The organism is Parahoeflea olei, from assembly GCF_001703635.1.
Lineage (GTDB): Bacteria > Pseudomonadota > Alphaproteobacteria > Rhizobiales > Rhizobiaceae > Hoeflea > Hoeflea olei.
This window is the reverse complement of sequence record NZ_LQZT01000042.1, coordinates 181566-196377: the sequence shown is the minus strand read 5'-3', so window position 1 is coordinate 196377 and position 14812 is coordinate 181566. Positions and strand designations below refer to the sequence as shown.

At 63.5% G+C, this 14812-nt stretch carries 15 protein-coding genes; 10 read left to right on the top strand and 5 right to left on the bottom strand.

Features of this window, described 5'->3' with window-relative positions; all coding sequences use genetic code 11:
• Positions 1-10 precede the first annotated feature (10 nt).
• On the bottom strand, positions 11-838 hold the full coding sequence (locus AWJ14_RS17770; RefSeq protein ID WP_066182350.1) for an N-acyl homoserine lactonase family protein: 828 nt from the start codon (positions 836-838) through the stop codon (positions 11-13).
• Between the two features lie 676 nt (positions 839-1514).
• Here AWJ14_RS17770 and AWJ14_RS17765 point away from each other — a divergent pair.
• From AWJ14_RS17765 to AWJ14_RS17740, 6 genes are all read left to right on the top strand, one after another.
• Positions 1515-2993 carry an aldehyde dehydrogenase gene (locus AWJ14_RS17765; RefSeq protein ID WP_066182348.1) on the top strand — a complete coding sequence of 493 codons (1479 nt, stop codon included), beginning with the start codon at positions 1515-1517 and terminating at the stop codon, positions 2991-2993.
• A gap of 114 nt (positions 2994-3107) precedes the next feature.
• Positions 3108-4139, top strand: coding sequence for a C4-dicarboxylate TRAP transporter substrate-binding protein (locus AWJ14_RS17760; RefSeq protein WP_066182345.1), 1032 nt, complete (start codon positions 3108-3110; stop codon positions 4137-4139).
• Positions 4139-4768 (top strand): TRAP transporter small permease, encoded by a 630-nt coding sequence (locus AWJ14_RS17755; RefSeq protein WP_066182343.1) that lies wholly within the window; start codon positions 4139-4141, stop codon positions 4766-4768. The genes AWJ14_RS17760 and AWJ14_RS17755 overlap by 1 nt, the downstream gene beginning before the upstream one ends.
• Complete coding sequence (locus AWJ14_RS17750; protein WP_066182341.1) at positions 4768-6078, top strand: TRAP transporter large permease; 1311 nt, start codon at positions 4768-4770, stop codon at positions 6076-6078. Before AWJ14_RS17755 ends, AWJ14_RS17750 begins: the two co-directional genes overlap by 1 nt.
• A gap of 25 nt (positions 6079-6103) precedes the next feature.
• Positions 6104-6436 (top strand): hypothetical protein, encoded by a 333-nt coding sequence (locus AWJ14_RS17745; protein WP_066182339.1) that lies wholly within the window; start codon positions 6104-6106, stop codon positions 6434-6436.
• 58 nt (positions 6437-6494) lie between these two features.
• Positions 6495-7361, top strand: a complete 867-nt coding sequence (locus AWJ14_RS17740) for an MBL fold metallo-hydrolase (protein ID WP_066182336.1) — start codon at positions 6495-6497, stop codon at positions 7359-7361.
• 103 nt (positions 7362-7464) lie between these two features.
• Here the strand turns inward: AWJ14_RS17740 and AWJ14_RS17735 are convergent, their stop codons facing one another.
• The 4 genes from AWJ14_RS17735 to AWJ14_RS17720 all read right to left on the bottom strand — a co-directional run bounded on the left by AWJ14_RS17735 (position 7465) and on the right by AWJ14_RS17720 (position 11104).
• Positions 7465-8457, bottom strand: a complete 993-nt coding sequence (locus AWJ14_RS17735; RefSeq protein ID WP_171904904.1) for a LysR family transcriptional regulator — start codon at positions 8455-8457, stop codon at positions 7465-7467.
• Between the two features lie 164 nt (positions 8458-8621).
• The gene (locus AWJ14_RS17730; RefSeq protein ID WP_083220353.1) at positions 8622-9365 is read right to left on the bottom strand and encodes a formylglycine-generating enzyme family protein; all 744 of its coding nucleotides are present in this window, start codon (positions 9363-9365) and stop codon (positions 8622-8624) included.
• A gap of 17 nt (positions 9366-9382) precedes the next feature.
• Positions 9383-10603 (bottom strand): copper-containing nitrite reductase, encoded by a 1221-nt coding sequence (nirK, locus tag AWJ14_RS17725; protein WP_066182333.1) that lies wholly within the window; start codon positions 10601-10603, stop codon positions 9383-9385.
• Between the two features lie 63 nt (positions 10604-10666).
• Entirely contained in the window at positions 10667-11104 is a 438-nt protein-coding gene (locus tag AWJ14_RS17720; RefSeq protein WP_066182330.1) for a pseudoazurin, read from the bottom strand.
• A 152-nt stretch (positions 11105-11256) separates the two neighbouring features.
• Here AWJ14_RS17720 and AWJ14_RS17715 point away from each other — a divergent pair, with 152 nt between their 5' ends.
• From AWJ14_RS17715 to AWJ14_RS17700, 4 genes are all read left to right on the top strand, one after another.
• The gene (locus tag AWJ14_RS17715) at positions 11257-11982 is read left to right on the top strand and encodes a Crp/Fnr family transcriptional regulator (RefSeq protein ID WP_066182328.1); all 726 of its coding nucleotides are present in this window, start codon (positions 11257-11259) and stop codon (positions 11980-11982) included.
• Positions 11983-12174: 192 nt separating this feature from the next.
• Positions 12175-12627: a c-type cytochrome gene (locus AWJ14_RS17710; protein WP_066182325.1), complete on the top strand. Its 453-nt coding sequence runs from the start codon at positions 12175-12177 to the stop codon at positions 12625-12627.
• 13 nt (positions 12628-12640) lie between these two features.
• On the top strand, positions 12641-13990 hold the full coding sequence (locus AWJ14_RS17705) for a cbb3-type cytochrome c oxidase subunit I (RefSeq protein ID WP_066182322.1): 1350 nt from the start codon (positions 12641-12643) through the stop codon (positions 13988-13990).
• Positions 13987-14784: a CbbQ/NirQ/NorQ/GpvN family protein gene (locus AWJ14_RS17700; protein ID WP_066182320.1), complete on the top strand. Its 798-nt coding sequence runs from the start codon at positions 13987-13989 to the stop codon at positions 14782-14784. Before AWJ14_RS17705 ends, AWJ14_RS17700 begins: the two co-directional genes overlap by 4 nt.
• Positions 14785-14812 lie beyond the last annotated feature (28 nt).

Here is a 14812-nt window from a genome sequence, read left to right as displayed (position 1 = left end):
TCCTGGGTGGTTATTTCGTGGCTAGCGGAGGCAGGGACAGGTCCCAGATTCCGGTCGTGCCCGGTACTTCGGGATATTCGGACCGCAATTGGGGATCGTGCCCTGGAATGATGTGATCTGGGCTCGGGGCGAGCGCATGCAGGTATTTCAGCCCGTCGAGGTATTCGCGCATGTCGACCATCACCGGGTAGGGGTTCTTCAACTCGCCGTTCTGGTAAAAATGCATCGCATCGGAAGCAAGCACGACCTGGCCGCGCGCGGTGGTGACCTCGACGATCTGCAGGCCGGGCGCGTGCCCGCCGACCGGATGCACGCGCAGGCCCGGCACGATGTCGGTGATGCTCTCGGTGAAGCTTGCCCGGTCCGCATAGAGCGCGCGAATGACGTCGCAGACCTGGTCGACGTCATAGGGGCGGCGGAGCGGTTCGTGGCACATGGCGCAACCGGTGGCGTGGGCCATCTCGGCCTTGTGCACATGCAGCATGGCATTGGGAAATTCCGGCAGGTTGCCCAGGTGATCCCAGTGCATGTGGGTGACGATCACGTCGGTCACCCGGTCGGGCGTGATGCCGAGGCTGGCCAACCCTTCGATCGGGCTGCGCAGATAGGTGTGCCCGCGGGTACGGCAGGTCTTCTCGTCGCAACCGCTGTCGATCAGCACGACGCGGTCGCCGCCGACGGCGACCCAGCAGAAGAAATCGAGCGGCATCGGCGTGTCGTGAAAGTCGATCGGCGCCAGGAAATTGTGCCCGGCCGGACGGTCTGCGGGGCTCTCGGCGTAAAGCATCATGAAGAGCTTGAACTGGGTCGGTTCGCGGCTGGTCTTTTCACATGTCATGGCTGTCTTCTCCTGAGCTGTCATCGGCCCGCATCTTTCACGACCCACCCGGTCTTGCCTACCTCGATTGCGTTCGATCCCGCTCCGGCGACATCCGGATCCGGCGGTCGCCGGGTCTGCTGGCTGTGGATGAAACAGTTCATTCTTTACTCGAAACACCGCTTTTCAATTTGTGTCAAGCCCTGACGCTCAGGTTGCGCTGCTGGTTGTCCATTCTGCCTGGGATATGTGATTCTGAAGGCTTATCCGTTTAAAAGCAGCAATTTAGATCAGGTTTGGAAGTGTTTTGACATGATGCGTAGGGGCGGGAGATGGTGGGTTGGGGAAAATTCGCATCGCCAAAACTGGCGATTTAGGTGTTGAAACATTTCAAAAGGTAAGTTAGGGAAATCGCATTGAGGGTTGGGAGGTCGCATCTGCGACAGGAATTCGGAGGATCTCATGCAGGCATTTGATCGGCTGTCCGTGCGGCCGCGCGACGTGGCCTCCCGTGACGCGTGCGGGGACGCTTCGGTCTTGCTCGCCTGCGCCGGCCCCTGTCGGCAGGGCGCTGTCGGCAGGGCCCTGACGGCGGGTCTGTTCCAAAGCGTCATGCCCCCTTGCCATAATGTCTTTTGACCTCATGCGGCCGGGAAGCGAAACAGTGTCTTGCTTCAATGCAGCAAGGAAAGAATGAATGAAGACCTATCAGCTTTTTATCGGAAACGAGTTTGTCGACGCGGCAGAGGGAGGGTGGTTCGATACGCTCGACCCGTTCACCGGCGAAGCCTGGGCGCGCGTGCCGCGGGCCACGCAGACCGATGTGGACCGTGCCGTCGCTGCGGCCAAGGCGGCGCTTGACGGTCCCTGGGGCCAGATGTCTGCGAGCGATCGCGGCATGCTGCTGCACAAGGTCGGCGAACTGATCGAGGCGAATGCCGACAAGCTGGCCGAGGTCGAATGCCGCGACAATGGCAAGCTCAAGAGCGAAGTCATGGGTCAGGTCCGCTACGTCGCGAAATATTTCTACTATTACGGCGGGCTGGCCGACAAAATTCAGGGCGCGGTCGTTCCCAACGACAAGCCGAAGGTCTTCAACTACGTCAAATACGAGCCAATGGGCGTCGTGGCGAGCATCACGCCGTGGAATTCCTCGCTGCTGCTGACCGCGTGGAAGGCCGGTCCGGCGCTGGCGGCCGGCAACACCATGGTCTGCAAGCCGTCCGAATTCACGCCTGCCTCGCTGCTCGACCTGGCCGCGCTGTTCGTTGAGGCGGGCGTGCCCGCCGGTGTCTTCAACGTCCTGACCGGTTTCGGCGGCGACTGCGGCGAGCCGCTTGTGCGTCATCCGGACGTCGCGCGGGTGGCCTTTACCGGGGGCGACGAGGGCGGCCGCAAGGTCTATGCCTCCGCCGCCGCGGGACTGAAGCCCGTTTCGCTGGAGCTCGGCGGAAAGTCGCCCAATATCGTGTTCGACGACGCCGATATCGACAATGCGGTCAATGGCGTCATCACCGGCATCTTCTCCGCCGGCGGACAGACCTGCATGGCCGGATCGCGCCTGCTTTTGCAGGACAGCATCCATGACGAATTCATCGAGAAGCTGGTCAAGATCACCAAGGCGGCCAAGGTCGGCGATCCGTCCGATCCCTCCACCGAGATCGGCCCGGTGGCGACGCTGCCGCAGTTCGAGAAGGTGCTGTCCTATATCGACATCGCCAAGAAGGAAGGCGCGCGCTGCGTGGCCGGGGGCAACCGCCTGACCGGTCCGGCCTATGGCGCCGGCCAATTCGTCGAGCCGACGATCTTCGCCGATGTCACCAACGACATGCGCATTGCCCAGGAAGAGGTGTTCGGCCCGGTGCTGGCCGTGTTGCGCTTCAAGGATGAGGACGACGCGCTGCGCATCGGCAACGACATCCGCTTCGGCCTTGCCGCCGGAGTTTGGACCAGCAGCCTGCATCGCGCCATGTATATGAGCGAGCGGCTCAAGGCTGGAACGGTCTGGGTCAACAATTATCGCTCCACCAGCTACACGACGCCGTTCGGCGGCTTCAAGCACAGCGGCATCGGTCGCGAAGGCGGCGTCGAGGCGGTGCGCGAATACATGGAGGCCAAGAGCGTCTGGATTTCGACGGAGCTCAAGATGCCCAATCCGTTCGTCCGGAAATACTGACGGACATGCCTGCAGCAGCGATCGCGCAGGTTCGGCGTGACCGACCGTCGGAGGAGCATTGATGGATCAGCCATGCGACGGTCAGAAGACGATGATGAAACCAAGGAGGATATCATGAAGTTTATCAAGCACATTGCAGGGGCCGCGCTTTGCGCCGCCCTGCTCGGCGCCGCCGCAGCGCCGGCCGCCGCGGAGGATCCGAGCGGGACCTGGCGCTGGGCGCATTTCTCGGCGGAAGCCTGGGGCGCCTCGCAGGCCGACAAGCTCTTCGCTGAAGAGCTCGAAAAGCTCACCGACGGTGACTTGTCCGCCCGCTTCTACTGGGCCGGCGCCATGGGCAGCGGCAACGAACTGCTGGAACTGACCGCCAACAAGGCCGTCGATGTCGGCAGCTTCGTGCCGTCCTACTTCCCCGGCCAGATGCCGCTGATGAGCCTCGTGAACTCGATCCCGCTCACCTTCTCCGATCCGGTCGTTGCCATGGAAGTCCAGCAGAAGCTGGCGATGAACAATCCCTACTTCCAGGAAGAGCTGAAACGGAACAACGTCTATCCGATCCTGTTCCATGGTCTCGCACCCTACCGCCTGCAATGCACCAAGCCGGTCCGCAAGATCGAGGACATCAAGGGCCTGCGCGTGCGCACCTTCGGCGAATGGCCCCCGAAGATGTTCGAACAGCTCGGCGCCGTCCCGGTCAATATCGGCATGGTCGAAGTCTATGAAGCGCTTCAGCGCGGCAGCCTCGATTGCGCCTATCTCTCGATCGAAGGTGCGGGCTTCCTGAAGATCGGCGAAGTCGCCAAATACTGGAGCGACATCAATCTCGGCGCCATTGCGGCCTATTCGAGCTTCGTCGCCTACGACACCTATGAAGGCTGGTCGGACGAGTTCAAGGCAAAGGTCGCCGAAGCAGCCGGCGTTGCCGAAGCCTTTGAAAAGGAAAGCTTTGCCCGTCTCGAAAAATCCACCATGGAAGAAGCCGCCAAACTTGGCGTCGAATTCGTGGCGTTCGAGGATATGGACAAGGTCAACGAAGTCGTCCCGAACATGCTTGACGCATGGGTCAAATCCATGTGCGACATGAACATGTGCGAGGCTGCCGAAAACACCGTCGCAGAAATCAGAAGTGTGATTGGAACCGACTGATGATCTCAGAAGCACCGGCCGACAAGAGCAACGGGCAGATCAGCCCGGTCTCGCGAGAACCTCGCGGGACCGGTCCCCTCTGGTTCGTCGAAACCCTGATCGGATACCTGGTGACAGGCGCCATGATCATGTCGGGCCTGTGCATTCTGGTCATTCTCGCAATCGGCGTGATCGACACGGCGGGCAGGGCCTTCTTCAACTCGCCGTTCATCGGCGCGGTGGAGATCAGCGAGGCGCTGCTTGCCGTGGCGATCTTCTCCGCCCTTGCCTATCTGCAGCAGACCGGGGGACATGTCGTCGTCGACGTGTTCAGCAACACCTATGGCCCCCGGCTGAAGAAATTCGCCACCTTCGTGATCCTGGCGGCAATGCTGGCGGTGCTGGCGTTCCTGCTCTGGCGGTCCGGCGTCGGCGCGCTGACGGCCTATCGCCACAACGATGTGTCCGCGGGCTTCCTGCGCGTTCCGATCTGGCTTGCAAAGATCTTCACGACGATCGGAGTGGGCGTCGCCGTGGCCGAGGCGGCCCGTGAACTGGTGCGCGCCATCCTGGGCTTCGCGCCGCAAGCGAAGGGCCCGGTCAAGTTCGGCGAAGAGGCGGCGCAGACCCATACGATGGAAAAACTGTAATGGACACGACACTGATCGTCCTGTGTTCGATCTTCGCGATGCTCGGCATGATGGCCTTCGGCCTGCCGGTCGCAGTGTCGATGATCCTCGTTTCCGCAACCGGCATGATGTTGTCCGTCGGCGGGAACTACACGCTCACCACCTTCACGACGCTGCCCTACAGCGTTGCCGGCAATTACACCTTCGCCGCGATTCCCATGTTCGTGTTCATGGGCATGCTTGCCGGCGCAACCGGCATCATCAAGGACATCTACCAGGCCGCCAACATGTGGCTGGCACGGGTCCGCGGCGGCCTTTACATGGCGACGACCATTGCCGCTGCGGCATTCGGGGCGGTCAACGGGTCGACCATCGTCGGCGCGGCGCTGTTCACCCGCATCGCCCTGCCGGAAATGATCGCACTCAAATATGACCGTGGCATCGCCGCCGGCTGCATCATCGGCGCCGGCACCTTCGCCGCCATGATCCCGCCCTCGATCACCATCGTGCTCTACGGCGTGCTGACCTCGGAATCGGTGGGCCAGCTGTTGCTTGCAGGGATTATCCCCGGCCTGCTGACCGGCGTGATCTACCTCGTCGGCATCGCCGTCATGGTCCGGGTCCGGCCGAGCTGGGCGCCGCCGCCGGTGCAGCGGCACACGATGCGCGAGAAGTTCGGCAGCCTCAAGACCGTCTGGCCGATCGGCATCGTCTCCTTCATCGTGGTCGGCGGCATCTATTCGGGCCTCGTCTCGCCCTCGGCCGCCGGTGCGGTCGGTGCGCTGGCTGTGCTGATCGTCGGCCTGCTTCTCAAGCGCATGGAACGCGGTGCGATCGTCACCTGTTTCGCCGATACGGCGGTGATCACCGCTGCGCTGTTCTTCATCGTCATGGGCGGGACCGCCTTCTCGCGGCTGCTGCTCGTCACCGGCTTCGTCGACAACCTGCTGGATTTCGTGGCCGGAAGCGGCCTCGAGCCGTGGATGGTGATCGCGTCGCTGGTGCTGGTCTATCTCGTGCTCGGCATGCTGATGGACCCGATCTCGATGATGGTGATGACCGTGCCGATCGTGCATCCGCTGGTCGTCGGCCTCGGCTATGATCCGATCTGGTTTGCGATCATCATGGTCAAGCTGATCGAACTGTCCTGCATGACCCCGCCGGTCGGCATCAACATTTTCGCGGTGGTGGGATCGTCGCAGGGTCAGATCAACACCAAGCAGGCCTATTTCGGCGTCATCCCCTTTGTGGTGATGGAGATCCTGGTGCTGGCCGTGCTGCTGTCGATCCCGTCGCTGACCCTCTACCTGCCGCAAATGATGATCGGGTAAACCGGTCCCGAACAAAGGATGTCCCGTGCCAAACGTCACGATCTACGCGCCGGAGAGCTTGCTGGCCCAGCCGGACGAGACCTATGAAACCTTCCTCGGCACCTGCAACGCCCTGTGCGTCGACCTGATCCGCGCCGAGCCGGACAAGGTGCATGTGATCTTCGTCGCGACCGGCCGACATGCGATCGGACGCCCCGGCTATATCGAGGTCAAGCTCCGGGCCGGCGGCCATCGGACGCGCGAGCTGATGGGCGAGTTCATGGACAAGCTGGACGCCGCCTTCCGGACCGCGTTCGGCGCGGATGTCCGCATCCGCTGCTTTGCCTATGAAGGCGAGCATATCTTCGCCCGCAACTGATCCGAACGGTGCCGACCCGCGGGGAAGCCGGGGACAGGGCCAGCCCAGGGAGGAAGGCATGAAACAGGTTCCGAGCATCTATCACCGGCGGGTGGGCGACATCACCGTCACCGCGATCTGCGACGGCTACCTCGACACCAGCTACGGGATTTTCCACGGCATCACGCCGGAAGAGGGCGATGCGCATATGCGCGCGGCTCACCTGCAATCGCCGCCGCGGATTTCGGTCAATTCCTATCTCGTGCGCCACAAGGGGCGCACCGCGCTGATCGAGGCCGGCGCCGGGCACACCATGGGCGCCACCCTCGGCTTCCTGCCGGCGCATCTGTCGGCCGCCGGCGTCCGGATCGACGAGATCGACACGGTGCTGCTCACCCACATGCATCCCGATCATTCCAACGGTCTGACCGACCCCGATGGCAATCGGGTGTTTCCGGCCTCGGAGCTTGCGCTCGCCGAAGCGGAAATGCGCCATTGGCTGGACGACGCCGCCATGGCCGCCGCGCCGGAACGCAAGAAGGAGCGGTATTTTCGCGCCGCGCGCAAGCAACTCGATGCCTATCGGGATCAGCTCCGGCCCTTCACGGGGACGGGCGAGGTCTTTCCCGGGGTCACTCCGGTGCCGATCGCCGGTCACACGCCCGGGCATACGGCCTATCTCGTTGCCGACGGCGACCAGTCGCTTCTGATCTGGGGTGACACGGTGCATGTGCCGCATATCCAGATCCGCTTTCCCCATGTGACGCTCGATTTCGACAGTGACGAGGCTGCCGCCGCGGCGATGCGCCGCCACCTGCTCGACATGGCGGCAACCGACGAGATCCTGGTCGGGGGCATGCATCTCGACTTCCCGGGCTTCGGCCATATCGGCCGGGAAGGGGACGGCTACCGCTTCTTTCCCGCACCCTGGAACCCCATTCTCTAGATCAGGCTGACTGACTGGCCGATCCGGTTCCGGGCGCACTGGTTGTCACGCATGGGAGCGATGGCAGCAGCCAGATCCGGTTTCGTCGGGGGGGGCCGAGCGGTCAGGCCGTTTCCTCGGCGAGGCGTGCCGTTCTGAAGGCGCGGGCCTCGTCATGCAGCCAGTCGGAAAAGGCCATGAGCGACGGATGCAGCACCTCGCGGTCGGGCAGGATCAGCATATAGGTCTTTTCGTCGCGAAGCGTGTGGGGGTGGAACTGCACCAGCTCTCCCCGCGCCAGCTCCCGTTCGACATAGAGCCGCGGCACAAGCGCGATGCCGATGCCCGAGCGAACCGCTTCGATCACCGTCGAAAATGTGTCGAACTGCGCGCCGGAGGCGGGGTTCGGATGGTCGAGGCGCGCGCCCTGCAGCCAGCGGCGCCAGGCATCCTCGCGCGTGACCTTGTGCAGAAGCGGCGCACCGACGAAGCCGGCCCCGCGGCAATCGGCGGCCTGCCATTGCTCGACCGGGAAATGCTGCGGGTTGGCGACGGCAATCAGCTCTTCGCTGAACAGCGTGGATTGGCGCACGCCCTGCCATTGCGGATCGGCAAAATGCACCGCGGCGTCGAATTCCAGCTCGGAAAAATCGAACGGGTCGATCTTGCCGCGGATGTTGACGATGATGTCGGGGTGACGCCGGAAGAAGGTGCCGAGCCGGGGCATCAGCCACTTGTTGGAAAAGGTCGGCAGGGCGGCGATCTGCAGTTCCTTCCGGGTCATCTGGAAATTGGCGGCGTTCTTGGTGTCGGCTTCCAGCTTGTCCAGCGTGCGGCGGATTTCGGTCACATAGGCGCGGCCCGCTTCCGTCAGCCCGAACCGGCCGGCGGCGCGGTCGAACAGTTTGAGGTCGAGATAGCTTTCCAGCTTGGCGATCTGCTTGCTGACGGCGCTTTCCGACAGGCACAGCTCCTCGGCGGCCCGGGAAAACCCGCCAAGCCTGGCCGCGGCCTCGAAGGTGATGAGAGCCGTGGTGCTAGGAATGAATCGTGCGATGATCTCGCCTCCCGAAAGAAACCGTGCCGCGCCAAGCGGGCCGGCCGCGTCGCGACACATTTTGCGCCTGCGCGCGGGAACATTCAAGTAACCGGGAAATGGCCTCGGACTTCCATCCACCGGCAAGCCTCTGCCCGATCCGTGACGGGTGTTCGCTGCCGCCGCCCGGTCGGACCAGCCAGATTGGCGCGCGACCAGATGTGGCGCGTCGCCACCAAGGCAGGCTACAGGCTGTCTGTCACCAGCCGAAAGCCGAGATGGGCGGGCGGAACGCCGACGGCGCATCCGCCGCGCGCGGGATCCCTTTCCACGTAGGGAACCGCGGCGATGTGTTCTCCGCCCACCCAGTAGGCCGGGCATTTCTCTTCCGGCACGGTGCCGCTGTCACCGGCATAGCAGTCGCCTGTCCATTCCCAGACGCTGCCGTCGAGATCGGCGATGCCTTCGCGGCTCAGCGCAAAGCTGCCCTGCAGCTCGAGCCGGCGGGGCGCCACACCCGCGGTCAGATAGGCCGAAGCCCATCTGAGGTCCGGATCGGTGAAGATCGGATCCGGCTTTTCGGGCATCACGTCTTTGGCCATGGTCTCCCATTCCGCGCGCGTCGGCAAACGAAAGGGATGGCGGGCGCGCCTGTTGATCCAGCCGAGATACTGCTCGATATCGAGATGGCTGAGATTGGTGACCGGGGTCCGTGCGGCGGGTTTGCCCGCAGGCGCACGCCTCGGTTCGTCGCAAGCCCCTTCCTGGTGGCAGCGGTTCCATTCGGAGACCGTTGCCTCGAATTTTTGAACATAGAGAAGCCGGCCATCGTCCATCCGGACAGGCAGTTCGGCCATTCGCGGCATGTAATTCATGTCGGGGCCGCGCATGGCAAACGCATACGCGGCCCCTCCGGCCAAAGCCGCCGCCAGCGCTGCCGCAATCACGCAGGGGGTCGCGCGGAGTGCAGGGGTGCCGGCGGCGTTCATTGTCTTGTCCTCCTTTCTCAGCTTGCGATTGGCCGCGGGGCGGCAACCTGTTCCATCAGGCCGTTGTCCCATTCGCCCTCGACCACGAAATGGCCGGTGGCGCCGAGCAGCGCGGCTTCGATCAGGTTGTGATTGACATAGGCGTACACGCCGGGTTGCCTGAAGGTGTACATCGCGGCGCCCGAGCTGCCGCCGCGGATGAACCAGGTTTCCAGCCCCGTCTGCGGCGCGTCGCCGAAGGAGCCGGTTTCCCAGACATAGTCGCCATGGCCGCCGATCAGGTGCGGGCGCGTGTCGCGATTGGCCTGGTTGTGAACCATCAGCACGGTCTCGCCGACCCTGGCCTTGATCGCGCCCTCGCCGGTGAGCGCCCCGGCGGCGCCGTTGAAGACAGAATGCGTGGGCACCAGGCTGCGCATCGCGTCGACGCTGTCGGCATAGTCGTCGCCGGCTGCTTCGTAGGTCTTGAACTCGCCGTTTTCGTCGCGCGGCAGGTAGTAATCCTGTTCGCCGACATAGACGATCTTGTCATAGGGGAGCGGATTGCCGTCCTTGTCCTTCAGGCCCTCGCGCGGCAGCACCATCATCGTGCCGTTCATGCCGTGGGTGACGTGATAGGGGATCATCGCCCCGCCGGGCGCGCAGTGATAGGTGAAGACGCCGGGCTTGGTGGCCTTGTAGCGCAGCACCGTTTCCTCGCCCGGGAAGACATGGGTCAGGCCGCCGCCGCCGAGCGCACCGGTGGAGGCGTGGAAGTCGATATTGTGCTCCATGGCGTTGCTGGCCGGGTTGCGCAGGGTCAGTTCCACATAGTCGCCGACATGGGCGATGATCAGCGGACCGGGCACGGAGCCGTTATAGGTCAGCGCCCAGATGCTGGCCCCGGTGTCCTCGTCGACCACCATCAGCTTTTCCTCAATGTCCATGGTCACTTCGATGATCTTGGGGCCGCCGGTCGCCACCTGCTCGTGCTCCGGTGCATAGGGCGGCTGGACCAGCTGTTGCTTGACGCGGGTATAGCCGCTGAGGTCGGCAGGCTTGGCTTTGGCTTCCGGCGTCTCGGCCGAAACGGTATGGACCGGCAGGGGGCGCGGCTTGACGACATTGGGGCGCGGCAGTGCCGGCTGCGCCCTGGCGGCCGTTCCGGCCATCGCGGCAACGGCGCCCGCCAGCAGGCTGCCGCGCAGCATGGCGCGACGGTTGACGTTCAGGGTGGTGGTATCGACGATCTTGAGCATGGATCTCTCCGAAAGATTGGCCGTTGCCGGGCCGGCCTATCCAGGCCCGGTCGGCGGTCGAAATCAGTTGTTCAGGTTTGCGAGCTGGTCCTCGAAGCGCTTCTTCGCCTTCGGCGGAATGCGGCCGGCGAGGAAATCGTCCGGGGCGGCCGTGACGTCGCCGACGGCGACGGTCATGACCATGCCCATGGCGAAATGCGGCTTGCATTCGACGCCGTAGAGGCCTGGGGTGACGAAGGTCACCTCGACTTCCTTGCCGAGCTTGCCTTTGAAAGGCTCAGCCCCATCGGGCAGCATGCCGTCGATGCTTTCGGCGTTGTGCCCCTTGTCTTCCGGCACGAACTTGATCGTGTCGCCTTTCGCGATCCTCACGAAGGCAGGTTCGAAAACCATGGTTTCCTTGCCACTCTTGTTGAGCATCCGGACCTCGACCGTCTCGGCCAGGGCTGTGCCGCCGACAAGAGTGGCAAGGAGAAGGGCGCTTGCGAGTGTGCGCAACATTGTCGTGTCCTTTCGTTGCGGTGGTATGTCGAAAGGCAACTTAGGCCGACGCCGCAGATGAACTTTGTGCCAGCGCAAGCTCCGCGCGGCTTTTCGCGCGCCGGGCCGAAAAGAATCCTTCGTTTCAAGCGGCGGCTTGATTAGAAGGGGGCATGACGACGGATGACCAGACCAGAACCCTTGCGCGACTCGACGAGAGCCTGCTCACCCACATGCCGCCCTTCTCGCGGCTTGCCAGGGGCGAGATCAGGCAGATCCTCGACCTATCGACGTCCCGGCGCTATCCGGAGGGTCAGTCGGTGTTCAGCGAAGGCGCTGCGGCCGACCGCTTCTTCATGCTGCTCGACGGCTATATCCGTGTGCTGCGCATCACCGAGACCGGCGAGCAGATCATCGCGCTGCATATTCCGCCCGGCCAGCTTTTCGGCATCGCCAGGGCGCTCGGACGAACCACCTATCCGGCAACCGCCGTCACCGCCTCCGAGTCGATCGTGCTGTCCTGGCCGACGTCGCTCTGGGACCGGTTCATCGCCTATGACGGCTTCTCGACCGAGACGTACAAGACGGTCGGAACCCGTGTCGGCGAAATGAACAACCGGATGGTGGAAATGGCGACCCTGCAGGTCGAACAGAGGGTGGCCAACGCGCTTCTGCGCCTGATCGAGCAGACCGGGCGCCAGGTGCCGGAAGGCATAGAGGTCGATTTCCCGATTACGCGCCAGGACCTGTCGGAACTGACGGCGACCACGCTGCATACGGTGAGCCGGCTGTTGAGCGCCTGGGAAAAGGACGGGCTGGTCAAGAGCCGGCGCAAGCGCATCGTCGTGTGCGATCCGCAAGCACTGCTGGCGCTCAGCCATTCGGGCCCGAAGGCCTGACGTCCGCCGCGGCGCCTGTTGTACCGCGCCGGCCCTGACCACAGCCATCGCACTTGAACGCACGTGGCCGGCGCCGAAGCGGGCCTCGCGCGAGTTCGTCTCCCCCAATCGCTCCGAACGTTGTGCCAGCACAAATTCGGACCCGCCGAAAATCGCTAGCTGTCAGCCATTCGACACAGGGGAGACCTTCGAATGGCTGAAATACTCACCAAAGCCCGGGCGAGAAACGTGTTTTACGGAGGATCGATCTTCTTCGTGGCCGTTTTCGCCGCCCTCACCGTGCACAGTCACAAATACATCACCAACCGCTCCACCTCCGCCCTGCCGCTGACCGACGAAGTGGTCCTGGGCAAGCGGGTGTGGGAGCGCAATGCCTGCATCAACTGCCACACGCTGCATGGCGAAGGCGCCTATTTTGCGCCCGAAGTCGGCAACGTCATGACCCGCTGGGGTGTCGTCGACGACCCGGAGGCGGCCTTCGAGACGCTCAAGGGCTGGATGGAGGCGCAGCCCTCCGGCATCCAGGGGCGCAGGCAGATGCCGCAATTCAACCTCACCGACGACGAAATCCGCGGTCTGTCCGAGTTCCTGAGATGGGCCGACGAGACCGACACCCAGGGCTGGCCGCCCAACGATGCCGGCTAAGGAGGATCAATCCATGAAATACAAATCCCAAAAAGTCGCGCTCGCCTATTTCTACACGGCGCTGGCGCTGTTCGCGATCCAGGTCAGTGGCGGCTTGCTCGCTGGCTGGATCTATGTCTCGCCCAATTTCCTGTCGGAACTGCTGCCCTTCAACATCATCCGCATGATCCATACCAACGCGCTGATCGTCTGGCTGCTGCTCGGCTTCTTCGGAGCGGCCTATTTCCTTGTGCCGGAAGAAGCCGAACGCGAACTGTTTTCGGTGAAGCTTGCCTATCTGCAGCTCATCATCCTGGTGGTCGGCACGCTCGGCGCGGTGGTATCCTACCTTGCCGGCATCCATGAGGGCCGCGAGTTCCTCGAGCAGCCGCTCTGGGTCAAGTTCGGCATCCTCGTCGCTGCCGTCATCTTCCTCGTCAACATCTCGCTGACGGCGCTGGCCGGCCGCAAGACTGCCATCACCAACGTGCTGCTGTTGGGGCTGTGGCTCTTGTCGCTGTTGTGGATCTTCGCCTTCATCAATCCCGAGAACCTGAGCCTCGACAAGATGTACTGGTGGTTCGTCGTCCATCTCTGGGTGGAAGCCACCTGGGAGCTGGTGATGGCCGCGATCCTGGCCTTCCTGCTGTTGAAGCTGACCGGCGTCGACCGCGAGGTGGTTGAAAAATGGCTCTATGTCATCGTCGCCACAGCGCTGATCTCCGGCATCCTTGGTACCGGGCACCATTTCTACTGGATCGGCACGCCCGGCTACTGGCAGTGGATCGGCTCGATCTTCTCCACGCTCGAAGTCGTTCCGTTCTTCCTGATGATGTCCTTCGCCTTCGTCATGGTCTGGAAGGGCCGGCGCAACCATCCCAACAAGGCCGCACTGCTGTGGTCGCTGGGTTCGTCGACGGTCGCCTTCTTCGGCGCCGGCGTCTGGGGCTTCCTGCACACGCTGCATGGCGTCAACTTCTACAGCCACGGCACCCAGATCACCGCGGCGCACGGGCACCTCGCCTTCTTCGGCGCCTATGTGGCGCTCAACCTCGCCGTCTTCACCTATGCGGTACCGATCCTGCGCAACCGCGATCCCTACAACCAGGTGATGAACATGGGTTCCTTCTGGCTGATGACCGGCGGCATGGCCTTCATGACCTTCGTGCTGACCTTTGCCGGCACGATCCAGACCCACATGCAGCGAGTGCTCGGTGAAAACTACATGGATGTGCAGGACAGCCTGTCGCTGTTCTACCTGATGCGCTTCGGCGCGGGCCTTGCCGTGGTGATCGGGGCGCTCCTGTTCATCTACTCAATCGCCGTCGTCCACCGGCGCGAGCTGATCAAGCCGGGCGTTGCCAATCCGGTTCCGGGAGAATGACGATGACCATGCACACACCGGCTCCCGCCTTCTACCTGCCGGCAGCGCGCGAATGCGATCTGTTCGAGCTCGCCCACGACAAAGGTTTGCCCCTTCTTCTGAAGGGGCCGACCGGATGCGGCAAGACCCGCTTCGTCGAACATATGGCCGCCCGGCTCGGCAGGAAGCTCTACACCGTGGCCTGCCACGATGATCTCTCCGCCGCCGACCTGATCGGCCGCTACCTGCTCGTCGGCGGAGAAACAAAATGGGTGGACGGCCCGCTCACCCGGGCGGTCCGGGAAGGCGCCATCTGCTATCTCGACGAGGTGGTGGAAGCGCGCAAGGACGTGACCGTGGTGATCCACCCGCTCACCGACACCCGCCGCACGCTGATGATCGACCGCACCGGAGAGGAACTGGCTGCTCCCGCGGGCTTCATGCTGGTCGCCTCCTACAATCCGGGCTACCAGAACGTGCTCAAGCGGCTCAAGCCCTCCACGCGACAGCGGTTCCTCTCGCTCTCCTTCGGCTTTCCCGATTCCGAGGCCGAAATCGCCATCGTGGCGAGCGAGAGCGGGCTGGAAGCCGGGCGGGTTGCGCCGCTCGTCCGGCTTGCCGGCCACATCCGCGCGCTGTCGGGCATGGATCTTGAGGAAGGCGTGTCGACGCGCCTTCTGATCTACACCGCCAAGCTGATGACCGCGGGCATGGGCGTGGACGACGCGATCCGCACCGCCATCATCGAGCCTTTGTCCGATGATGACGACGTCAAGACCGCGCTCGCCGATCTCGTCGCCACGGTCTACGGGTGACGGCCATGCGCATCCTCGACCTGATGGG